The sequence below is a fragment of the Kitasatospora sp. NPDC092948 genome (assembly GCF_044754805.1).
In the GTDB taxonomy this organism is placed as follows: domain Bacteria; phylum Actinomycetota; class Actinomycetes; order Streptomycetales; family Streptomycetaceae; genus Kitasatospora.
In genome coordinates this window covers 17,312-39,137 of sequence record NZ_JBIVPU010000013.1, presented here as the reverse complement: position 1 = coordinate 39,137, position 21,826 = coordinate 17,312, and the positions used below count along the sequence as shown (strand labels likewise).

The following is a 21,826-nucleotide window of genomic DNA, read 5'->3' as shown; positions in this document are numbered from 1 at the left end:
CCGCGTGAAGCGCCACCTCGTCTCCGCCGCCGACCTCAGCCGCGACGACGCGCTGCTGATCCTGGACACCGCCGAGGAGCTCGCCCAGCTCTCCGGGCGGGCCGTCAAGAAGCTCCCCACGCTGCGCGGCCGCACCGTCGTCAACCTGTTCTTCGAGGACTCCACCCGCACCAAGACCTCCTTCGAGGTCGCGGAGAAGCGGCTGTCCGCGGACGTCATCAACTTCTCCGCCAAGGGCTCCTCGGTCTCCAAGGGCGAGAGCCTCAAGGACACCGCACTGACCCTCCAGGCGATGGGCGCCGACGCGGTGGTGATCCGCCACCACGCCTCCGGCGCCGCCGCCCGCCTTGCCGACTCCGACTGGCTGCACGGCAGCGTCATCAACGCCGGCGACGGCACCCACGAGCACCCCACCCAGGCACTGCTCGACGCGTTCACCATGCGCCGCCACCTCAACCCCGGCCTCGGCCGCGACCTGGCCGGCCGCAAGGTCGCCATCGTCGGCGACATCCTGCACAGCCGGGTCGCCCGCTCCAACGTGCACCTGCTGACCACGCTCGGCGCGGAGGTCACCTTCGTCGCCCCGCCGACGCTGCTGCCGATCGGCATCGAGACCTGGCCCTGCCAGGTCTCCTACGACCTGGACGCGGTGCTGCCGAAGGTCGACGCGGTGATGATGCTGCGGGTCCAGCGCGAGCGGATGAACGCCGCCTTCTTCCCCACCGAGCGCGAGTACTCGCGCCGCTACGGCCTGGACGGGCTGCGCCTCGCCACCATGCCGGAGCACGCCATCGTGATGCACCCCGGGCCGATGGTCCGCGGCATGGAGATCACCGCCGACGTCGCCGACTCGCCGCGCTGCACCGTGGTCGAGCAGGTCGCCAACGGCGTCTCGGTCCGCATGGCCGTCCTGTACCTGCTGGTCGGCGGCGCCACCCTCGCCGACGCAGCCCGCACCACCGAAACCCCGGAGGCCGCCCAGTGACCACCTACCTGATCCGCAACGCCCAGATCCTCGGCGGCGCCCCCCAGGACATCCACCTCGTCGACGGCGTGTTCGCCGCGATCGGCGAGCAGCTCGACGTGCAGGCCGACATCGAGGTCGACGCCACCGGCCTGGTGGCCCTGCCCGGCCTGGTCGACCTGCACACCCACCTGCGCGAGCCCGGCCGCGAGGACGCCGAGACGGTGCTGACCGGCACCCGGGCCGCCGCCATGGGCGGCTACACCGCGGTGCACGCGATGGCCAACACCTTCCCGGTCGCCGACAGCGCCGGCGTGGTCGAGCAGGTCTGGCGGCTCGGCCAGGAGTCCGGCTACTGCGACGTGCAGCCGGTCGGCGCCGTCACCGTCGGCCTGGAGGGCAAGCAGCTCGCCGAGCTCGGCGCGATGCACGACTCCGCCGCCGGGGTGCGGGTCTTCTCCGACGACGGCAAGTGCGTGGACGACGCGGTGATCATGCGCCGCGCGCTGGAGTACGTGAAGGCGTTCGACGGCGTTGTCGCCCAGCACGCCCAGGAGCCGCGGCTGACCGCCGGCGCCCAGATGAACGAGGGCCTGGTCTCCGGCGAGCTCGGCCTCGGCGGCTGGCCCGCCGTCGCCGAGGAGTCGATCATCGCCCGCGACGTGCTACTGGCCGCGCACGTCGGCTCCCGGGTGCACATCTGCCACCTGTCCACGGCCGGTTCGGTGGAGATCGTCCGCTGGGCCAAGGCCAAGGGCTGGGACGTCACCGCCGAGGTCACCCCGCACCACCTGCTGCTCACCGACGAGCTCGTCCGCAGCTACGACCCGGTGTACAAGGTCAACCCGCCGCTGCGCACCGCCGCGGACGTGGAGGCGCTGCGCGAGGCGCTCGCCGACGGCACCATCGACGCCGTCGCCACCGACCACGCCCCGCACCCGGCGGAGGACAAGGACTGCGAGTGGGCGGTCGCCGCGATGGGCATGGTCGGCCTGGAGACCGCGCTGTCGGTCGTCCAGCAGACCATGGTCGAGGCCGGCCTGCTGAACTGGGAGGGCGTCGCGGACCGGATGTCGCACCGCCCGGCGCGGATCGGCCGGCTGGCCGGCCACGGGCGTCCGATCTCGGTGGGTGAGCCCGCCAACCTGGTGCTCTTCGATCCCGCGTACCGTGGAGTCGTGAACCCCGACACCTTCGCCACGCGCTCCCGCAACAGCCCGTACAAGGGCATGGACCTGCCCGGACGGGTCCACGCCACCTTCCTGCGCGGCGAGGCCACCGTCCTCGCGGGCGAACTGGTCGAGCGCTGATGCTGCTCGCCACCGAGAAGGGCCGGGTGACCGACTGGCCCGGATACATCGGTGCGACGGTCGGCCTGCTGATCCTCGTCGCGCTGGTCTACTGGCTGATGCGGCAGGGCTGGAACTGGCGGCGCACCCTCCAGTCCGACCTGCCGGAACTGCCCGCTGTGCCCGCCGAGCCGGGTGAGGCCCTGCGGACCGGCCCCGGCCGGTACCACGGCTCCACCACCGCCGGGAACTGGCTGGACCGGGTCGTCGCACACGGCCTGGGCACCCGCAGCCTGGCCGAGCTCACCCTCACCGAGCAGGGCCTGCTGGCCCGCCGCACCGGCGCGGACGACCTGTGGATCCCCGCCGAAGCCCTCACCGGCGCCCGGACCGACTCCGGCATCGCCGGCAAGGTCGTCCCCTCGGGCCTGCTGGTGGTCGGCTGGACGCACGGGAACAGCGAGTTGGAAAGCGGTTTCCGGTTGGATGCCGCAGCCGAGCACGACGCCTGGGTCGAGGCCGTCGAGGCACTGGTAACACGTACGAAGACGAGCAAGACGGAAGAGGCCGCGACATGACCGCACCTGCCCCCACCACGCAGCGCACCAGGCGGGAGCGAGTGCCCGCCGTGCTCGTCCTGGAGGACGGCCGGACGTTCCGCGGCCAGGCCTACGGCGCGGTCGGCGAGACCTTCGGCGAGGCGGTCTTCAACACCGGCATGTCCGGCTACCAGGAGACCCTGACCGACCCGTCGTACCACCGCCAGGTGGTCGTGATGACGGCCCCGCAGATCGGCAACACCGGCTGGAACGACGAGGACGACGAGTCGCAGCAGATCTGGGTGGCCGGCTACGTGGTCCGCGACCCCTCCCGGGTCGCCTCCAACTGGCGCTCCCAGCGCTCGCTGGACGAGGAGCTGGAGCGCCAGGGCGTGGTCGGCATCAGCGGGATCGACACCCGCGCGCTCACCCGCCACCTGCGCGAGCGCGGCGCGATGCGGGTCGGCATCTTCTCCGGCCCGGCCGTCGAGGACCAGGCCGCGCTGCTCGCCAAGGTGCAGCAGGCCCCCGAGATGAAGGGCGCCGACCTGTGCGCCGAGGTCGCCACCAAGGAGGCCTACGTCGTCCCCGCGATCGGCGGGAAGAAGTACACCGTCGCCGCCGTCGACCTCGGCATCAAGGGCATGACCCCGCACCGGATGGCCGAGCGCGGCATCGAGGTGCACGTGCTGCCCGCGAACGCCACCGCCGAGGACATCTACGCCGTGCAGCCCGACGGCGTGTTCTTCTCCAACGGCCCGGGCGACCCGGCCACCGCCGACCGGCAGGTCGAGGTGCTGCGCGAGGTGCTGGCCAAGAAGACCCCGTTCTTCGGCATCTGCTTCGGCAACCAGATCCTCGGCCGGGCCCTCGGGTTCGGCACCTACAAGCTCAAGTACGGCCACCGCGGCATCAACCAGCCGGTGCAGGACCGCACCACCGGCAAGGTCGAGGTGACCGCCCACAACCACGGCTTCGCCGTGAACGCGCCGCTGGACAAGGTGAGCGACACCCCCTTCGGGCGGGTCGAGGTCTCCCACGTCTGCCTCAACGACGACGTGGTCGAGGGCCTGCAGGCACTCGACATCCCCGCCTTCAGCGTGCAGTACCACCCCGAAGCGGCAGCCGGCCCGCACGACGCCGCCTACCTCTTCGATCGCTTCGTGAGCCTTATGGAGGCCCAGCGTGCCTAAGCGCACCGACATCAAGTCCGTCCTGGTGATCGGCTCCGGCCCCATCGTCATCGGCCAGGCGGCGGAGTTCGACTACTCGGGCACGCAGGCCTGCCGGGTCCTCAAGGCGGAGGGGCTGCGGGTCATCCTGGTCAACTCCAACCCGGCGACCATCATGACCGACCCGGAGATCGCCGACGCCACCTACGTCGAGCCGATCACCCCGGAGTTCGTCGAGAAGATCATCGCCAAGGAGCGCCCCGACGCGCTGCTGCCGACCCTCGGCGGCCAGACCGCGCTGAACACCGCGATCTCCCTGCACAAGGCCGGCACCCTCGACAAGTACGACGTCGAGCTGATCGGCGCCGACGTCGAGGCGATCAACAAGGGCGAGGACCGCGAGCTGTTCAAGGGCGTGGTCGAGGCCGTCAACGCCAAGATCGGCCACGGCGAGTCCGCCCGCTCGGTGATCTGCCACTCGATGGAGGACGTGCTCGCCGGCGTCGACACCCTCGGCGGCTACCCGGTCGTGGTCCGCCCGTCCTTCACCATGGGCGGCGCCGGCTCCGGCTTCGCGCACGACGAGGAGGACCTGCGCCGGATCGCCGGCCAGGGCCTGACCCTCTCGCCGACCACCGAGGTGCTCCTGGAGGAGTCCATCCTCGGCTGGAAGGAGTACGAGCTGGAGCTGATGCGCGACAAGAACGACAACGTCGTCGTGGTCTGCTCGATCGAGAACTTCGACCCGATGGGCGTGCACACCGGTGACTCGATCACCGTCGCCCCGGCGATGACCCTCACCGACCGCGAGTACCAGATCCTGCGCGACATCGGCATCGCCGTGATCCGCGAGGTCGGCGTGGACACCGGCGGCTGCAACATCCAGTTCGCCGTCAACCCCGACGACGGCCGGGTCATCGTCATCGAGATGAACCCGCGCGTGTCGCGCTCCTCCGCGCTCGCCTCCAAGGCCACCGGCTTCCCGATCGCCAAGATCGCCGCCAAGCTGGCCGTCGGCTACACGCTGGACGAGATCCCCAACGACATCACCGAGCAGACCCCGGCCTCCTTCGAGCCGACCCTCGACTACGTGGTCGTCAAGGTCCCGCGGTTCGCGTTCGAGAAGTTCCCGTCCGCCGACGCCACGCTGACCACCACCATGAAGTCGGTCGGCGAGGCCATGGCGATGGGCCGCAACTTCCCCGAGGCGCTGAACAAGGCGCTGCGCTCGCTGGAGAAGAAGGGCTCGCAGTTCACCTTCGTCGGCGAGACCGGCGACAAGGCCGAACTGCTGACGAAGGCCCAGGTCCCGACCGACGGCCGGATCAACACCGTCATGCAGGCGATCCGGGCCGGCGCCACCGCCGAGGAGGTGTTCGAGGCCACCAGGATCGACCCGTGGTTCGTCGACCAGCTCTTCCTGATCCACGAGATCGCCGTCGAGCTCGCCGAGGGCGACAAGCTCGACCCGGAGCTGCTGCGCCACGCCAAGCGGCACGGCTTCTCCGACCAGCAGATCGGCGAGATCCGCGGCCTGAAGCCCGACGTGGTCCGCGAGGTGCGGCACGCGCTCGGCATCCGCCCGGTGTTCAAGACCGTCGACACCTGCGCCGCCGAGTTCGCCGCCAAGACCCCGTACTTCTACTCGTCCTACGACGAGGAGAACGAGGTCGCGCCGCGCACCAAGCCCGCCGTGATCATCCTGGGCTCCGGCCCGAACCGGATCGGCCAGGGCATCGAGTTCGACTACTCCTGCGTGCACGCCTCGTTCGCGCTGGCCGACGCCGGGTACGAGACCGTGATGGTCAACTGCAACCCGGAGACCGTCTCCACCGACTACGACACCTCCGACCGGCTGTACTTCGAGCCGCTCACCCTGGAGGACGTGCTGGAGATCGTCCACGCCGAGCAGCAGGCCGGCCCGCTGGCCGGCGTCATCGTGCAGCTCGGCGGCCAGACCCCGCTGGGCCTGGCGCAGGCGCTCAAGGACAACGGCGTGCCGGTGGTCGGCACCTCGCCCGAGGCGATCCACCTCGCCGAGGAGCGCGGCGCGTTCGGCCGGGTGCTGAAGGACGCGGGCCTGCCCGCGCCCAAGCACGGCACCGCCTTCTCCTTCGACGAGGCCAAGGCCATCGCCGACGAGATCGGCTACCCCGTGCTGGCCCGCCCGTCCTACGTGCTCGGCGGCCGCGGCATGGAGATCGTCTACGACGAGGCCTCGCTCGCCTCCTACCTGGAGCGGCACGCCGGTCTGATCTCCGAGCACCCCGTCCTGATCGACCGCTTCCTGGACGACGCGGTCGAGATCGACGTGGACGCGCTGTACGACGGCGAGGAGCTGTACCTCGGCGGCGTCATGGAGCACATCGAGGAGGCCGGCATCCACTCCGGCGACTCCGCCTGCGCGCTGCCGCCGATCACCCTCGGCGGGTTCGACATCAAGCGCCTGCGCTCCGCAACGGAGGGCATTGCCAAGGGTGTTGGCGTCCGTGGTCTGATCAACATCCAGTTCGCGCTGTCCGGCGACATCCTGTACGTGCTGGAGGCCAACCCGCGCGCCTCCCGCACCGTGCCGTTCACCTCCAAGGCGACCGCCGTGCCGCTGGCCAAGGCCGCCGCCCGGATCTCGCTCGGCGCCACCGTCGCCGAGCTGCGCGCCGAGGGCCTGCTGCCCAAGGAGGGCGACGGCGGCACGCTGCCCGCCGACGCGCCGATCTCCGTCAAGGAGGCCGTGATGCCGTGGTCGCGCTTCCGCGACGTGCACGGCCGCGGCGTCGACACCGTGCTCGGCCCGGAGATGCGCTCCACCGGCGAGGTCATGGGCATCGACCGGGTCTTCGGCACCGCCTACGCCAAGTCCCAGACCGGCGCGTACGGCGCCCTGCCGACCAGCGGCAAGGTGTTCGTCTCGGTCGCCAACCGCGACAAGCGCAACCTGGTCTTCCCGGCCCGCGCGCTGGTCGAGCTCGGCTTCGAGCTGCTCGCCACCACCGGCACCGCCGAGGTCCTCCAGCGGGCCGGCATCCCCGCCACCGTGGTGCGCAAGCACTCCGAGGGCGAGGGCCCGAACGGCGAGAAGACCATCGTCCAGCTGATCCACGAGGGCGAGATCGACCTCATCATCAACACCCCGTACGGCACCGGCGGCCGGATGGACGGCTACGAGATCCGCACCGCCGCGGTCTCCCGTGCCGTCCCCTGCCTGACCACCGTGCAGGCGATGGGCGCGGCCGTGCAGGGCATCGACGCACTGCACCGCGGCGAGGTCGGCGTGATGTCGCTCCAGGAGCACGCCGCGCTGATCAACGCCGGCCGCCAGTAGGTCGACAACCGTGGGGGGCACACCGCACGTCGGGTGCCCCCCACGTCCATGCCCGAGCCCAGCCAGCCGTCGGAGGCCTCACGTGTACAAGCTGCTGTTCAACCTGCTGTTCAAGAAGATGGACCCGGAGAAGGCCCACCACCTGGCGTTCTTCTGGATCCGGCTGGCGGACTCGGTACCCGGCCTGCGCTCGCTGGTGCGGGCCGTGCTCGCCCCGCGCGACCCGAAGCTGCGCACCACCGCGCTCGGCCTGGACCTGCCCGGCCCGTTCGGCCTCGGCGCGGGCTTCGACAAGAACGGCATCGGCATCGACGGCCTGTCGATGCTCGGCTTCGACTACGTCGAGATCGGCACCGTCACCGGCGAGCCCCAGCCCGGCAACCCCGCGCCGCGGCTGTTCCGCCTGGTCGAGGACCGCGCGCTGATCAACCGGATGGGCTTCAACAACCAGGGCTCCGCCCGGGTCGCCACCCGCCTCGCCGCCCGCCCGCACACCAGCAACACCCCGGTGATCGGCGTCAACATCGGCAAGACCAAGGTCGTCCCCGAGGACGAGGCCACCGCCGACTACCTGAAGTCCGCCAAGGCGCTGGCCCCGTACGCCGACTACCTGGTCGTCAACGTCTCCTCGCCGAACACCCCCGGCCTGCGCAACCTCCAGGCCGTGCAGGTGCTGGGCCCGCTGCTGTGGGACGTCCGCAAGGCCGCCGACGAGGTGACCACCCATCACGTGCCGCTGCTGGTGAAGATCGCCCCCGACCTCGCCGACGAGGACATCGACGAGATCGCCGACATGGCGCTGCACCTCGGCCTGGACGGCATCATCGCCACCAACACCACCATCGGCCGGGAGGGCCTGCGGACCCCCGCCGCGCGGATCGAGGAGATCGGCATGGGCGGCCTGTCCGGCGCCCCGCTGAAGGCCCGCTCGCTGGAGGTGCTGGAGCGGCTTCGCAAGCGCACCGACGGCCGGCTGACCATCGTCTCGGTCGGCGGCATCGAGACCGCCGAGGACGCCTGGCAGCGCATCCTGGCCGGCGCCGACCTGGTCCAGGGCTACTCCGCGTTCATCTACGAAGGCCCGTTCTGGATGCGCAAGGTCCACAAGGGCCTGTCCGCGCGCCTGCGCGCCGCCGGCTACGCATCGATCGGCGAGGCGGTCGGCAAGGGCATCCGGTAGGCCCTCTCTTCCGGACCTTGCCGGGCGCGCGACGCCGGATCATCCCGCCTGGAAGCACCGGCCAAACATCCAAGTACACCCAGTACGAGGACGTTCGGCCGGCACTCCCAGCCGGGCGCCCGACGCCGCGCGCTGATCCGACAAGATCCGGAAGAGAGGACCTGGCCCTTCCGTTCCTTCACCGAGACCACTTTGAGGAAGACACCGATGACTGACATCACGCCCTTCGGCACCCGCCTGCGGACCGCCCTCGACACCCGCGGCCAGCTCTGCGTCGGCATCGACCCGCACGGCTCGCTGCTCACCGCCTGGGGCCTGAACGACGACCTGGCAGGCCTGGAGAGCTTCTCGCGCACCGTGGTGGAGGCGCTGGCCGACCGGGTCGCCGTGCTGAAGCCGCAGTCGGCGTTCTTCGAGCGGTTCGGCAGCCGCGGCATCGCGGTGCTGGAGCGCACCGTGGCCGAGGCCCGGGAGGCCGGCGCGCTGGTGCTGATGGACGCCAAGCGCGGCGACATCGGCTCCACCATGGCCGCCTACGCGGAGACCTTCCTGTCGCCGGACAGCCCGCTGTTCTCCGACGCGCTCACCGTCAGCCCCTACCTGGGCTTCGGCTCGCTGCAGCCGGCCGTCGACCTGGCGCACCGCAACGGCTGCGGCCTGTTCGCGCTGGCGCTCACCTCCAACCCGGAGGGTCACGAGGTGCAGCGCGCGGTCGGCGCGGACGGCGAGAGCGTCGCGCAGGCCGTGCTGCGGCGGCTCGCGGCGGAGAACTCCGGTGCGGCGCCGCTGGGTTCGTTCGGCGCGGTGGTCGGCGCGACGCTCGCCGACGCGGGCGTGGACCTGGCGATCAACGGCCCGCTGCTGGCTCCCGGCGTGGGCGCGCAGGGCGCCACCGCGCAGGACCTGCCGCGGGTGTTCGGCGACCAGGTGCGCAACGTGGTGCCCAGCGTGAGCCGTGATGTGCTGAAGCACGGACCGTCGGTGGCGGCGCTGCGCCGGGCCGCGCAGGCGTTCGTCGATGATGTGAGGGCCGTCACAATCGCGTGAACCAAGAGCGGTCAACTCGGCTGATTTGCCCGGATAAGTCCGGGGTCGGCCCCTGCTGACCTGGCTTTTTCGTGTTCTTTTCCTGACGCGGCGGCCCAAGTTGGGTAGTGTCCGGCGGTAGGACGCCAGTTGGCGGTGGTTCCGGCCGCCGCCGCAGGTCAGAGCCTGTGGCGTCCGGGCACAACCCAGTCATGGAACATCCCTTCCATCCACACCTGAGGTGAACGGCGTGGCTCTTCCGCCCCTTACTCCCGAACAGCGCACCGCCGCGCTCGCCAAGGCCGCCGAGGCTCGCCGGAAGCGTGCCGACGTCAAGAACCGGCTGAAGCACTCGGGCGCCTCGCTGCACGACGTCATCAAGGCCGGCAAGTCCGACGACGAGGTCATCGGCAAGATGAAGGTCTCCGCTCTGCTGGAGTCCCTGCCGGGCGTCGGCAAGGTCCGCGCCAAGCAGATCATGGAGCGCCTCGGCATCTCCGAGAGCCGTCGTGTGCGGGGCCTCGGCACGAACCAGATCGCGTCCCTGGAGCGGGAGTTCGGCGGCGCCGCCTCCTGAACGGAGGCCGGTGTCGGAGAAACCTCCGCGATCCGGGATAATCGGTACATGAGTGAGCGTCCGCGGCTGACCGTGCTCTCCGGCCCCTCCGGGGTCGGCAAGAGCACGGTCGTCGCTCATATGAGGAAGCAGTTCCCCGAGGTCTGGCTGTCGGTGTCGGCGACGACCCGCCACCCGCGCCCCGGCGAGCGTGACGGCGTGCAGTACCACTTCGTCGACAACGAACAGTTCGACAAGCTGGTCGCCAACGGCGAGCTGCTGGAGTGGGCGGTGTTCGCCGGCAACCGGTACGGGACCCCGCGCCAGGCGGTCGTCGAGAAGCTCGACAAGGGCGAGCCGGTGCTGCTGGAGATCGACCTCCAGGGCGCCCGGCAGGTCAAGGAGTCGATGCCCGAGGCCCAGCTGGTCTTCCTGGCCCCGCCGAGCTGGGACGAGCTGGTGCGTCGGCTCACCGGCCGCGGCACCGAGTCGCAGGACGTCATCGACGAGCGGCTGGCGGCGGCCCGGATCGAACTGGCCGCCGAGGCGGAGTTCGACACGACGCTTGTCAATACCTCCGTCGAGCAGGTAGCGGCCGAACTGCTAGCCTTGCTCGGTGTAGCCTGACCGGATCGGCTGCACCCGGCCGGTTCACGCCGGATTCAACCGGTTACTGAAACCACTTCGGAAGGTTTAGCGTGTCCTCTTCGATGACCGCGCCCGAGGGCATCATCAACCCGCCGATCGACGAGCTGCTCGAGGCCACTGACTCCAAGTACAGCCTGGTGATCTACGCGGCCAAGCGCGCCCGCCAGATCAACGCGTACTACTCCCAGCTCGGCGAGGGCCTGCTGGAGTACGTCGGCCCGCTGGTCGACACCCACGTGCACGAGAAGCCGCTGTCGATCGCGCTCCGCGAGATCAACGCCGGCCTGCTCACCGCCGAGGCGGTCGAGGGCGCCTGAGCCCCCGCGTCCTGTTCGAAGGCCCGTCCGATGCCCTGTGCACCGGGCGGGCCTTCGGCGTGTCCGGGGGACGTCCGCCTGTGGGCGTCGACACGTCGCAGGGGCGCGGCGGCGGGTCGTAAGGTGGGCGCGTTGACCCGTCGTTAGGAGAATCGACCGCCATGACCGCGCCCCGTGTCGTCCTCGGTGTCAGTGGCGGGATCGCCGCGTACAAGGCCTGCGAGCTGCTGCGCCGGTTCACCGAGTCCGGGCACCAGGTGCAGGTGGTGCCGACCGCCGCCGCCCTGCACTTCGTCGGCGAAGCGACCTGGGCGGCGCTGTCCGGGCGGCCCGCCGCCACCGAGACCTGGGAGCGGGTGCACGAAGTCCCGCACGTGCGGATCGGGCAGCAGGCCGACCTGGTGGTGGTCGCCCCCGCCACCGCCGACCTGCTCGCCAAGGCCGCGCACGGCCTCGCCGACGACCTGCTCACCAACACCCTGCTGACCGCCCGCTGTCCGGTGGTGTTCGCGCCCGCGATGCACACCGAGATGTGGGAGCACCCCGCCACCCAGGAGAACGTGGCCACGCTGCGCCGCCGGGGCGCGATCGTCATCGAGCCCGCCGTGGGCCGGCTGACCGGCGTGGACACCGGCAAGGGCCGGCTGCCCGACCCGGGCGAGATCTTCGCCGCCTGCCGGCGGGTGCTGGCCCGCGGCGGCCTGGAGCAGGACCTGACGGGCCGTCAGGTGGTGGTCTCGGCGGGCGGCACCCGGGAGCCGCTGGACCCGGTGCGCTTCCTCGGCAACCGCTCGTCCGGCAAGCAGGGTTACGCGCTGGCCGCCACCGCCGCCGCCCGCGGCGCCCGGGTCACCCTGGTCGCCGCGAACACCGCGCTGCCCGACCCCGCCGGGGTGGACGTGGTCCGGGTCGGCACCGCGCTGGAGCTGCGCGACGCCGTGCTGAAGGCCGCCGCCGGGGCCGACGCGGTGGTGATGGCCGCCGCGGTCGCCGACTTCCGGCCCGCCGAGTACGCCGCCGGCAAGATCAAGAAGGTGGACGGGGTCGAGCCCGCGCCGATCGTGCTGGTCCGCAACCCCGACGTGCTGGCCGAGATCTCCGCCGACCGGGCCCGCGCCGGGCAGGTGGTGGTCGGCTTCGCCGCCGAGACCGACGACGTGCTCGCCAACGGCCGCGCCAAGCTCGCCCGCAAGGGCTGCGACCTGCTGGTGGTCAACGAGGTCGGCGACGGCAAGGCGTTCGGTCAGGACACCAACAGCGCCGTGCTGCTCGGCGCGGACGGCTCGGAAGTCCACATTGCGGACGGTCCGAAGGAGATGCTGGCCGACGCGATCTGGGACCAGGTCGCCGCCCGACTCGCCGATCAGGCCGGTCGATCGGCCGAGTAAAGACCCCAATGGCTGGAAAAATACCGGCAGTTGAGACGGGCGAGCCGATATTTCGGGATGTTGCCTCCGGTTTCGCCCGGATGTGATCCGTGTCGCGGACACGTTCGAGGCCGGTGGAGAGTGTCCTCGATCGGTAGCCGACCGTTACACTCCACAGCAGGAATCAAGTCTTTCCGGATGCCTCGGGACTTCCGAGCGCATTCAGTCAGCAGCCGCTGCAACCCCAGGGAGCGCTGTGTCTCGCCGCCTGTTCACCTCGGAGTCCGTCACCGAGGGCCACCCCGACAAGATCGCTGACCAGATCAGCGACACGATCCTGGACGCCCTCCTGAAGGACGACCCGACCTCCCGCGTCGCCGTGGAGACCCTGATCACCACTGGTCTGGTCCACATCGCGGGTGAGGTCACCACCAAGGCGTACGCGCCGATCGCCCAGCTGGTCCGCGAGCGGATCCTGGAGATCGGCTACGACTCGTCGAAGAAGGGCTTCGACGGCGCCTCCTGCGGCGTCTCGGTCTCGATCGGCGCGCAGTCCCCGGACATCGCGCAGGGCGTCGACACCGCCCACGAGCACCGGGTCGAGGGCGACATCGAGGACGAGCTGGACCGGCAGGGCGCCGGCGACCAGGGCCTGATGTTCGGCTACGCCTGCGACGACACCCCCGAGCTCATGCCGCTGCCGATCACCCTGGCGCACCGGCTCTCCCGCCGCCTGACCGAGGTCCGCAAGAACGGAACCATCCCGTACCTGCGCCCCGACGGCAAGACCCAGGTCACCATCGAGTACGACGGCGACCGCGCCGTGCGCCTGGACACCGTGGTGGTCTCCTCGCAGCACGCCTCGGACATCGACCTGGAGTCGCTGCTCACCCCGGACATCCGCGAGTTCGTGGTCGAGCCCGAGCTCAAGGCGCTGGCCGACCAGGGCATCAAGCTGACCACCGAGGGTTACCGCCTGCTGGTCAACCCGACCGGTCGGTTCGAGATCGGCGGCCCGATGGGCGACGCCGGCCTCACCGGTCGCAAGATCATCATCGACACCTACGGCGGCATGGCCCGCCACGGTGGCGGCGCCTTCTCCGGCAAGGACCCGTCCAAGGTCGACCGCTCGGCCGCGTACGCGATGCGCTGGGTGGCGAAGAACATCGTCGCCGCGGGCCTCGCCAAGCGCGCCGAGGTGCAGGTCGCGTACGCGATCGGCAAGGCCGAGCCGGTGGGCCTGTTCGTGGAGACCTTCGGCACCGAGACCGTTCCGGTGCTGAACATCCAGGAAGCCGTCAGCAAGGTCTTCGACCTCCGCCCGGCCGCCATCATCCGCGACCTGGACCTGCTGCGCCCGATCTACGCCCAGACCGCCGCGTACGGCCACTTCGGCCGTGAGCTGCCGGACTTCACCTGGGAGCGCACCGACCGCGTGGACGCGCTGAAGGCCGCTGTCGCGGGCTGAGCGTTCAGCTGAGCGCTTCTTGGTGCCTTGCTGGTGCCTTCGTGAGCGCTTTTCGAGCGTGTGACGCCGCCCGTCGAGGGGATTCCCCTCGACGGGCGGCGTCGTCGTTGTGTCGGCGGTGTCCGCTAGGTTGGGGGGCGTGAGCAGCGCGGACGGGGCCGGGGAGCAGTTGGCGTTCATCCGGGAGACGGTGCGCCGGGCGAAGCCGCGGGCTGCGCGCGGGGTCGTCCTGGCGGAGCGGCAGCCGGTGGCCCGGGTGCTGGTGGACAAGGGCGTGCTGAGCCTCGACCAGTACTTCGACTACGCGGTGCCCGAGGCGATGTCCGAGGAGGCCCGGCCCGGCGTCCGGGTCCGGGTGCGTTTCGGGGGGCGGGTCGGTGCACACGGCCGGCGCGAGGGCGGCGCACTGCACGACGGGTTCGTCGTCGAGCGCCGGGACACCTCCGACTACGCGGGCCCGCTGGCGCCGCTGGCCCGGGTGCTGTCGCCCGAGGTGGTGCTGACCCCGCGGCTGCTGCGGCTGTGCCGGGCCGTCGCCGACCGGTACGCGGGGACGTTGGCGGACGTGCTGCAGCTGGCGATCCCGCCGCGGCACGCGGGGGCCGAGTCCGAGCCCTCGCCGCGGCCGCTGCCGCCGCCGTCCGGTGCGCCGGCGGCGGGCAGCTGGGAGCGGTACGCGCACGGGCCGGAGTTCCTGGCCTCGCTGGCGGGCGGACACGCGCCGCGCGCCGTGTGGACGGCGCTGCCCGGGCCCGAGTGGCCGTTCGAGATCGCGCGGGCGGTGGCGGCGACGCTCGCCTCCGGGCGGGGTGCGCTGGTGGTGCTGCCGGACGGGCGTTCGGTGGCCCGGGTCGACGCCGCGCTGCGGGGCGTGCTCGGCGAGGGCCGGCACGCGGTGCTGGCCGCCGAGGCCGGGCCGCAGGAACGCTACCGGCGCTGGCTGTCGGTCAGCCGGGGCTCGGTGCACGCGGCGATCGGCACGCGCGCGGCGGTGTTCGCGCCGGTCCGCGACCTCGGCCTGGTGGTGGTCTGGTCGGACGGCGACAGCAGTCACAGCGACCCGAACGCGCCGTATCCGCACGTCCGGGAGGTGGCGTTGCTGCGGGCCGCCGAGGAGGGCGCGGCGATGCTGCTCGGCGGCGTCTCGACGACCGTCGAGGCCGCGCAGCTGCTGCGCAGCGGCTGGGCCCGACCGCTGGCCGCCCCCCGGGAGACGGTCCGTCAGTTCGCGCCCCGGGTGCGGACCGTGACCGAGCACGACCAGGCGCGGGACGCCGCCGCGCAGGCCGCGCGGCTGCCGTCGATCGCCTGGGAGACGGCGCGGGAGGCGCTGTCGCGCGGCCCCGTGCTGATCCAGGTCCCGCGGCGGGGCTACGCGCCCCGGTTGGCGTGCGGGCGCTGCCGCGAGCCGGTGCGCTGCCGGGCCTGCGGCGGGCCGCTGGAGTCCCCTGCGGCGGACGCGGCGCTGGTGTGCACGTGGTGCGGGACGGAGGAGCACGACTGGCACTGCCTGGAGTGCGGGTCGTTCCGGCTCCGGGCCCAGGTGGTGGGCGTGCGGCGGACGGCGGAGGAGCTCGGGAAGGCGTTCCCGCGGGTGCCCGTGCGGACGTCCGGGCGGGACGCCGTCCTGGCGTCGGTGCCGGCGTCCCCCGCGCTGGTGATCTCGACGCCGGGTGCGGAGCCGGTCGCGGAGGGCCCCGGGTACGCGGCGGCGCTGCTGCTGGACGGGTGGGCGCTGCTGAACCGCCCCGACCTGCGGGCCGGCGAGGAGACGGTCCGGCGGTGGCTGACCGCCGCGTCGCTGGTCCGTCCGGCGGGCGAGGGCGGGACGGTGGTGGTGGTCGCGGAGGCGGCGGCGCGAGCCGTGCAGGCGCTGGTGCGGTGGGATCCCGCCGGGCACGCGGGGATGGAACTCGACGAGCGGGAGGAGCTGCGGTTCCCGCCGGTGTCGCGGATGGCCGCGGTGACGGGGCCCGCGCAGGCGGTCGAGGACCTGCTGTCGCTGGTGCGGCTGCCTGAGGGCGCGGACGTGCTCGGGCCGGTGCCCGTGTACGGCGGATCGAAGGGGGAGACGGCGGAACGGGCGCTGGTGCGGGTCGCCCCGGGGCAGGGGGCGGCGCTGGCTTCGGCGCTGAAGGCCGCGCAGATCGCGCGGCTGGCGCTGCGGGGGGCGGAGACGGTGCGGATCCGGGTGGATCCGACGGACATCGGCTGACCGCCGGGCGGTGGCGGTACGGGGTCGGCCGGTGTCCGGGATCGGGCGGCGTCGGATCGGTGCCGGATCGGGCCGGATCGGCGTCGGATCGGTGTCGGGGTCAGCCGGCGAAGCCGCCCTTGGGCTGGATGATCTCCAGGTTGGTGCCGTCCGGGTCGTTGAAGTACGCGACCTTGGTGCCCAGTGCGGCCTCCGGGGTGACCTCGCCGGCCAGGAAGGTGTAGTCGTCGCCGAGGAAGCCGTACCCCGCGTCCTTCATCCGGCGGTACACCGCGTCGAGGTCGTCGACCCGGAAGCACAGGTGCATGGAGCCCGGGCGGTTGGCCGCGCCGTTGGTGCGCAGGCCGATCGGCTCCTCGAACTCGATCAGGTCGATGCCGAGGCCGTTGTCGAGATTGATGGTCGCGTACCGGAGCTTCGCCGTCGGCAGGCCCTGGGACAGGCCGAACGGGACGCTGTGCATGGTCTCGTCGGCGACGATCGGCTCCCGGCCGGTCAGGGCGCGGTAGAACGCGATCGACGTGTCCAGGTCGGAGACGGAGATGCCGACGTGGGCGGCACGGGTGAGGTTCATCGGGGTGTTGGCCACGGCCATGGGATCGATCCCTCTCGTTGGCGCAGGATGGCGTGCGAGATCGATTCTTCGGGCGGACCGGAGGTGGGACAAACCGGACGCAAGCGGCCGTACGGCCAGGTGGGCGCGAGGCGCAGCGGCGCGCCGGTTCGCACTGCCTGCGGGGGCGCAACGCAGCCGAGCGCGGGAGCGCAACGCAGCCGAGTACGGGAACAAGGACGCGGCCGAGCGCGGGAACAGGGACGCGGGGAACTGCGCGACAGGCGCACGTCGGTCCGCAAGGTCGCGATCAGCGGCACGTCCTTGCCCGCGTCGCGATCTTGCCGGTGGGTGCCTTCCGTCTCGCGCAGTTCCCCGCGCCCCTGGCGGGGCCTTGCTTCAGCGGGCGCGGGTCGGCATCAGGGGGCTGGCCTGGCGGGCCTGGGGGATCGGGGGGCGGGTGGCGGGGGGCGCCGGGGGAGGGGTCTCGGTTTCGCGGGGGGCGGGGACGAGTTCGGTGGTGGGGCGGCGGACGCCGTAGCGGCGGTGGACGGCCTGCTTGGTGACGCCGAGCGCGGAGCCGACGGAGTCCCAGGAGAAGCCGAGGGCGCGGTCGAACTCGACGGCGGCGGCGACCAGGGTCTCGACGCTTTCGCGCAGCTCCTGGGCGAGGCGGACGGTGGGGGCGGGGGCCCGGCCGTAGACCACGAAGCCGGCGGAGGTGCTGGGACGGCGGGGGCGGTAGACGTTGCCCAGCTGGGCGGTGAGCGTGCGAAGGGCGTCGACCTGGCGTCGGACCCGTTCGATGTCCCGCACCAGCAGGTGCAGGGACGCCCTGGCCCGGGCGTCGTGGTTGATCTGCTCGGCCATGGCCTGGTTGCCACCTCTCGGTCGGGTCGCGTGCTCGGGGCGCTCGCGCGTCCCGGTCAATTCGCATTGACCAACGCACGTCGGGTCGTTGGGTCACGCCCGGAGTGCGAGTCGGGATTTGTCGGTGGCCGCTCCGAACAGGTGACGGACATTGCATAGACTTCGCGGTAGGTCGTTGTTTCCGTCCCGTTCGGGTGACAGAGGGAGTCGCAGTCTTGGCAGTTCAGCCGATCCGGATCTTCGGTGACCCGGTGCTGCGGTCGACCGCGAAGCCGGTGGTGACCTTCGACAAGGAGCTGCGCCGGCTGGTGAAGGACCTCACGGACACCATGCTGGGGGCGCCCGGCGCGGGCCTCGCGGCGCCTCAACTGGGCGTCTCGTTGCGGGTGTTCACGTACAACGTGGACGGCGTGGTGGGGCATCTGATCAATCCGGACCTGTCGTTGACCGAGGAGGAGCAGGACGGCCCCGAGGGCTGCCTGTCGCTGCCCGGGCTGCGGTTCGACACCAAGCGGGCGTTCGGCGTGGTGGCGAAGGGCTTCAACATGTACGGGGACCCGGTGACGGTGGAGGGCACCGAGCTGCTGGCGCGGTGCATCCAGCACGAGACGGACCACCTGGACGGAATCATCTTCATCGACCGGCTGGACCGGGAGACCCGGAAGGCGGCGATGAAGGCGATCCGGGAGTCGGACTGGGGCGGTGCTCCGGCGCCGACGGTGAAGATCTCGCCGCATTCCACGTTCGGTGTCATTCGCTGATGTGCCCGGGGCTGCCGAACCGTCCGTTGCGGCCCGGTGTTTCGACGGGATTGCGGGATTGTCGGAGGGGTCGATGAACCGAAGGCCCGATCAAGCGATCAGCATTTTCCGGCAATCCGATGTTCTGACCAGCGTGACTTCCTGCTGATCAGCTGAACTTCAAGAAAGGCCCATGCCCGTGCGTCTCGTCTTCGCCGGCACCCCCGAGGTCGCCGTTCCCGCCCTGGACGCCCTGCTGGCCTCCCGGCACGAGGTGGTCGCCGTGGTGACCCGCCCCGACGCGCCGGCCGGGCGCGGACGCAAGCTGGTGGCCAGCCCGGTCGCGCAGCGCGCCGAGGAGGCGGGCATCGAGGTGCTCAAGCCGGCCCGCCCGAGCGAGCCGGAGTTCATGGCCCGGCTGGCCGAGATCGCCCCCGACTGCTGCCCGGTGGTGGCGTACGGCGCGCTGATCCGGCCCGGCGCGCTGGAGATCCCGGTGCACGGCTGGGTGAACCTGCACTTCTCGCTGCTGCCCGCGTGGCGCGGCGCGGCCCCCGTCCAGCACTCGATCATGGCGGGCGACGAAGTCACCGGCGCGTCCACCTTCCGGATCCAGGAGGGCCTGGACGACGGCCCGGTGTTCGGCGTCCTCACCGAGACGGTCAAGCCCACCGACACCAGCGGCGACCTGCTCGGCCGGCTGGCGTTCGCGGGCGCCGACCTGCTGGTGCGCACCATGGACGCGATCGAGGACGGCCAGGCGCGGCCCGAGCCGCAGCCCGTGGACGGCGTCTCGCTGGCGCCGAAGATCACCGTCGAGGACGCCCGGATCGAGTGGACCCACCCCGCGCTGCGGGTCGACCGGGTGGTGCGCGGCTGCGCGCCCGCGCCCGGCGCGTGGACCACGTTCCGCGGCGAGCGGCTCAAGGTGACCGGCCCCGTGCGCCTGCTGCCCGGTGAAGTCGCCCTCGCCCCCGGCGAGTTGGCCGTCAGCAAGAACAGCGTCCGGGTCGGCACCGGCAGCCACGAGGTGGAGCTCGGCGAGGTCCGCCCGCAGGGCAAGAAGGCCATGCCGGCCGCCGACTGGGCGCGCGGCGCGCGGATCGAGTCCGGCGAGCGCTTCGAAGGCTGACGCCGTCCACGGGGCGGCGGATGCCGGGTTCGGCCGGGTCTCACCCTAGACTTGACGGTGAGACCCGGCGTGCCCGTTCTACGGCCGGGTCGGACCTGATCCGCAGCACTTTGTTACGAGGCACCCCTTTGAGCACCCCCGCCGGCGCCAAGCGCGCCCCCCGTCCGCACCGCCGCCCCAAGAAGGACCCGGCCCGGATCGTCGCGTTCCGCGCACTGCGCGCCGTCGACGAGCGCGACGCGTACGCCAACCTGATCCTGCCGTCGCTGCTGCGCGAGGCCGAGCGCAAGGGCATGGAGCGCCGCGACGCCGCGCTCGCCACCGAGCTGGTCTACGGCACGCTGCGCGGCCAGGGCACCTACGACGCGATCATCGCCGCCTGCGTGGACCGCCCGCTGCGCGAGGTCGACCCGCCGGTGCTGGACGTCCTCTCGCTCGGCGCGCACCAGTTGCTCGCCACCCGCATCCCCAGCCACGCCGCGGTCTCCGCGACCGTCGAACTCGCCCGGGTGGTGCTCGGCGACGGCCGCGCCAAGTTCGTCAACGCCGTACTGCGCAAGATCAGCGCCCAGGACCTGGACGGCTGGGTCGCCCAGGTCGCCCCGCCGTACGAGGACGACGCCGAGGACCACCTCGCCGTCGTGCACTCGCACCCGCGCTGGGTGGTCTCCTCGCTGTGGGACGCGCTCGGCCGCTGGCAGCCCGAGGACGCCGGCCGCGCCGCGATGGAGCGCCTGCTGGACGCCGACAACGCCCGCCCCGAGGTGACGCTGGTGGCCCGCCCCGGCCGCTCCGACGTCGCCGAACTGCGCGAGGCGCTGCCCGACGCCGAGGACGGCCGCTGGTCCCCCTACGCGCTGCGGCTCGCCGAGGGCGGTGACCCCGCCGGGCTCGACGCGGTCCGCGAGAACCGGGCCGGCGTCCAGGACGAAGGCAGCCAGCTGGTCGCCCTCGCCCTCGCCAACGCCCCCGTGGACGGCCCCGACCGGCTGTGGCTCGACGGCTGCGCCGGCCCCGGCGGCAAGGCCGCGCTGCTCGGCGCGATGGCCGCTGCGCGCGGGGCGGCCCTGGTCGCCTCCGAGAAGCAGCCGCACCGCGCCCGCCTGGTCGCCCGCGCACTGAACGGCAACCCCGGGCCGTACGCGGTCATCACCGCCGACGGCACCCGAGGCGCCTGGCAGCAGGGCGCGTTCGACCGCGTCCTGGTCGACGTGCCGTGCTCCGGCCTGGGCGCGCTGCGCCGCCGGCCCGAGGCGCGGTGGCGCCGCCGCCCCGAGGACATCGCCGGATTCGGGCCGCTCCAGCGGGAGTTGCTCCGCAGCGCGCTGGACGCGGCGCGAGTCGGCGGCGTGGTCGGCTACGCGACGTGCTCGCCGCACCTCGCCGAGACGCGTGCCGTGGTGGACGACGTGCTGCGCGGCCGCGAGGACGTCGAATGGATCGACGCCCGCCCGCTGCTCCCGGGCGTGCCCGCACTGGGCGACGGGCCGGACGTGCAGCTGTGGCCGCACCTGCACGGGACGGACGCGATGTACCTGGCGCTGCTGCGGCGCACCGCCTGAGGCCTCTCCGGGCCTGAAGCCGGGGGCGCACAGCCAGGGGCTTGTGGTGTTGCCGGCCGGCTCGCCGGGGCCGGGGGAGGACTGTGCGGCGCGCGCACGTCACGTCGCGTCGTGTCGTGTCGTGTCCGGAGGGTCGCGACCACGTGCAGGCCATCGCCCTGCGTCGCGATCTTGCGGGGGCGGGGGAGGATTCTGCTGCGCGCAGTTCTTCGCGGCCCTGGTTGTGCCCTCGACTGCCTTGCTGCAACTCTCATCCGACGGGCCTGGCAGGGGAGTTGGGGGCAAGGTGTCGGAGGAGCCGCAGTTCGTCGTGGTGGTCGCCGAGGTCGGTGGGCGGCGGATCGACGTCTTCAAGGTGTTGGGGGCCGCCTGCACGCTGAGTCTGTGGCAGGCGAGTCGGCTGCTGGCCGAGGTGCCCGCCGTGTTGCCCGGTGGGGAGCAGCCGTTCGAGCAGGCGCGGCGCGTCGTCGGGCGGTTGCGGACGGCGGGGGCGACGGCGGGGCTGCGGTGCACGTGGTGCACGCGGGCGGTGGATCCGGCGGTGCCGGTCGACTCCGGGCCGTGCGAGGAGCAGCGCGGGTTGTACGCGGCGTGTCCGGCGTCGTATTGACGTTCCGTCGGGCGTCGGGCGTCGGGCGTCGGCGGGATCGGCGGGATCGGCGAGATCGGCGAGATCGGCGAGGTCGCGGGCAGGCGTTGCGGGCCGCGTTCGTGGGTGGTGTCCGGGCCGTTGGGGTGGTGCCGGCGTCGGGTTCGGCCGCGATCCGGCGTATCGTCACCGCGTTCGGGCTCTCGCGGGCCGGAATGTCCGCTGCCGCCCGGGCGGTCGACGCCCGGCTGTGTGCCGGACGGGGTCGGCGGGCGGAGCGCTCCGGGCGCAGCCGGCTCGGATCGGCCCGGGTCGCT

The 21,826-nt window shown here is 72.3% G+C and carries 19 protein-coding genes; 17 read left to right on the top strand and 2 right to left on the bottom strand.

The window, feature by feature from the left end:
* The first annotated feature begins 4 nt into the window (after nt 1-4).
* From ACIQF6_RS29060 to ACIQF6_RS29000, 13 genes are all read left to right on the top strand, one after another.
* Complete coding sequence (locus ACIQF6_RS29060; protein ID WP_400900215.1) at nt 5-985, top strand: aspartate carbamoyltransferase catalytic subunit; 981 nt, start codon at nt 5-7, stop codon at nt 983-985.
* The gene (locus tag ACIQF6_RS29055; protein WP_400900213.1) at nt 982-2,274 is read left to right on the top strand and encodes a dihydroorotase; all 1,293 of its coding nucleotides are present in this window, start codon (nt 982-984) and stop codon (nt 2,272-2,274) included. The genes ACIQF6_RS29060 and ACIQF6_RS29055 overlap by 4 nt, the downstream gene beginning before the upstream one ends.
* Nucleotides 2,274-2,831, top strand: coding sequence for a hypothetical protein (locus ACIQF6_RS29050; protein WP_400900211.1), 558 nt, complete (start codon nt 2,274-2,276; stop codon nt 2,829-2,831). The genes ACIQF6_RS29055 and ACIQF6_RS29050 overlap by 1 nt, the downstream gene beginning before the upstream one ends.
* The gene (gene carA, locus ACIQF6_RS29045) at nt 2,828-3,985 is read left to right on the top strand and encodes a glutamine-hydrolyzing carbamoyl-phosphate synthase small subunit (protein ID WP_400900209.1); all 1,158 of its coding nucleotides are present in this window, start codon (nt 2,828-2,830) and stop codon (nt 3,983-3,985) included. The genes ACIQF6_RS29050 and carA overlap by 4 nt, the downstream gene beginning before the upstream one ends.
* Nucleotides 3,978-7,286, top strand: coding sequence for a carbamoyl-phosphate synthase large subunit (gene carB, locus ACIQF6_RS29040; protein WP_400900206.1), 3,309 nt, complete (start codon nt 3,978-3,980; stop codon nt 7,284-7,286). The genes carA and carB overlap by 8 nt, the downstream gene beginning before the upstream one ends.
* An 82-nt stretch (nt 7,287-7,368) precedes the next feature.
* A complete protein-coding gene (locus ACIQF6_RS29035) occupies nt 7,369-8,466 on the top strand; it encodes a quinone-dependent dihydroorotate dehydrogenase (protein ID WP_400900204.1) in 1,098 nt (365 codons plus the stop codon).
* Between the two features lie 207 nt (nt 8,467-8,673).
* Nucleotides 8,674-9,513: an orotidine-5'-phosphate decarboxylase gene (gene pyrF / locus ACIQF6_RS29030; RefSeq protein ID WP_400900202.1), complete on the top strand. Its 840-nt coding sequence runs from the start codon at nt 8,674-8,676 to the stop codon at nt 9,511-9,513.
* A gap of 229 nt (nt 9,514-9,742) precedes the next feature.
* Nucleotides 9,743-10,069 carry an integration host factor, actinobacterial type gene (gene mihF, locus ACIQF6_RS29025; protein ID WP_030459182.1) on the top strand — a complete coding sequence of 109 codons (327 nt, stop codon included), beginning with the start codon at nt 9,743-9,745 and terminating at the stop codon, nt 10,067-10,069.
* 48 nt (nt 10,070-10,117) lie between these two features.
* Nucleotides 10,118-10,675: a guanylate kinase gene (gmk, locus tag ACIQF6_RS29020; RefSeq protein WP_400305562.1), complete on the top strand. Its 558-nt coding sequence runs from the start codon at nt 10,118-10,120 to the stop codon at nt 10,673-10,675.
* A gap of 71 nt (nt 10,676-10,746) precedes the next feature.
* A complete protein-coding gene (gene rpoZ, locus ACIQF6_RS29015; RefSeq protein WP_030459184.1) occupies nt 10,747-11,013 on the top strand; it encodes a DNA-directed RNA polymerase subunit omega in 267 nt (88 codons plus the stop codon).
* Nucleotides 11,014-11,174: 161 nt separating this feature from the next.
* A complete protein-coding gene (gene coaBC / locus ACIQF6_RS29010; protein ID WP_400900199.1) occupies nt 11,175-12,401 on the top strand; it encodes a bifunctional phosphopantothenoylcysteine decarboxylase/phosphopantothenate--cysteine ligase CoaBC in 1,227 nt (408 codons plus the stop codon).
* A gap of 235 nt (nt 12,402-12,636) precedes the next feature.
* Nucleotides 12,637-13,848, top strand: coding sequence for a methionine adenosyltransferase (gene metK / locus ACIQF6_RS29005; protein ID WP_400900197.1), 1,212 nt, complete (start codon nt 12,637-12,639; stop codon nt 13,846-13,848).
* A gap of 139 nt (nt 13,849-13,987) precedes the next feature.
* Nucleotides 13,988-16,063, top strand: coding sequence for a primosomal protein N' (locus ACIQF6_RS29000; protein WP_400900195.1), 2,076 nt, complete (start codon nt 13,988-13,990; stop codon nt 16,061-16,063).
* Between the two features lie 100 nt (nt 16,064-16,163).
* On the opposite strand, the gene ACIQF6_RS28995 is transcribed toward ACIQF6_RS29000, so the two are convergent.
* Nucleotides 16,164-16,658, bottom strand: a complete 495-nt coding sequence (locus tag ACIQF6_RS28995) for a VOC family protein (protein WP_400900193.1) — start codon at nt 16,656-16,658, stop codon at nt 16,164-16,166.
* 357 nt (nt 16,659-17,015) lie between these two features.
* Nucleotides 17,016-17,486, bottom strand: a complete 471-nt coding sequence (locus tag ACIQF6_RS28990; RefSeq protein WP_400900191.1) for a hypothetical protein — start codon at nt 17,484-17,486, stop codon at nt 17,016-17,018.
* Nucleotides 17,487-17,701: 215 nt separating this feature from the next.
* On the opposite strand from ACIQF6_RS28990, the gene def reads away from it, so the two are divergent.
* The 4 genes from def (at nt 17,702) to ACIQF6_RS28970 (ending at nt 21,530) form a co-directional block, all read left to right on the top strand.
* Nucleotides 17,702-18,247, top strand: coding sequence for a peptide deformylase (gene def, locus ACIQF6_RS28985; protein ID WP_400900189.1), 546 nt, complete (start codon nt 17,702-17,704; stop codon nt 18,245-18,247).
* A 178-nt stretch (nt 18,248-18,425) separates the two neighbouring features.
* The gene (fmt, locus tag ACIQF6_RS28980; protein ID WP_400900479.1) at nt 18,426-19,358 is read left to right on the top strand and encodes a methionyl-tRNA formyltransferase; all 933 of its coding nucleotides are present in this window, start codon (nt 18,426-18,428) and stop codon (nt 19,356-19,358) included.
* A 128-nt stretch (nt 19,359-19,486) separates the two neighbouring features.
* The gene (locus tag ACIQF6_RS28975; RefSeq protein WP_400900187.1) at nt 19,487-20,920 is read left to right on the top strand and encodes an RsmB/NOP family class I SAM-dependent RNA methyltransferase; all 1,434 of its coding nucleotides are present in this window, start codon (nt 19,487-19,489) and stop codon (nt 20,918-20,920) included.
* A gap of 286 nt (nt 20,921-21,206) precedes the next feature.
* On the top strand, nt 21,207-21,530 hold the full coding sequence (locus tag ACIQF6_RS28970) for a hypothetical protein (RefSeq protein WP_400900185.1): 324 nt from the start codon (nt 21,207-21,209) through the stop codon (nt 21,528-21,530).
* Nucleotides 21,531-21,826: the final 296 nt, after the last annotated feature.

Excerpts from the sequence above, each read along its gene's own strand:
- ACIQF6_RS29050 (WP_400900211.1), top strand. The coding sequence starts at position 2,274 with ATGCTGCTCGCCACCGAGAAGGGCCGGGTGACCGACTGGCCCGGATAC.
- carA (WP_400900209.1), top strand. The coding sequence starts at position 2,828 with ATGACCGCACCTGCCCCCACCACGCAGCGCACCAGGCGGGAGCGAGTG.
- pyrF (WP_400900202.1), top strand. The coding sequence starts at position 8,674 with ATGACTGACATCACGCCCTTCGGCACCCGCCTGCGGACCGCCCTCGAC.
- gmk (WP_400305562.1), top strand. The coding sequence starts at position 10,118 with ATGAGTGAGCGTCCGCGGCTGACCGTGCTCTCCGGCCCCTCCGGGGTC.
- coaBC (WP_400900199.1), top strand. The coding sequence starts at position 11,175 with ATGACCGCGCCCCGTGTCGTCCTCGGTGTCAGTGGCGGGATCGCCGCG.
- ACIQF6_RS28995 (WP_400900193.1), bottom strand. The coding sequence starts at position 16,658 with ATGGCCGTGGCCAACACCCCGATGAACCTCACCCGTGCCGCCCACGTC.
- ACIQF6_RS28990 (WP_400900191.1), bottom strand. The coding sequence starts at position 17,486 with ATGGCCGAGCAGATCAACCACGACGCCCGGGCCAGGGCGTCCCTGCAC.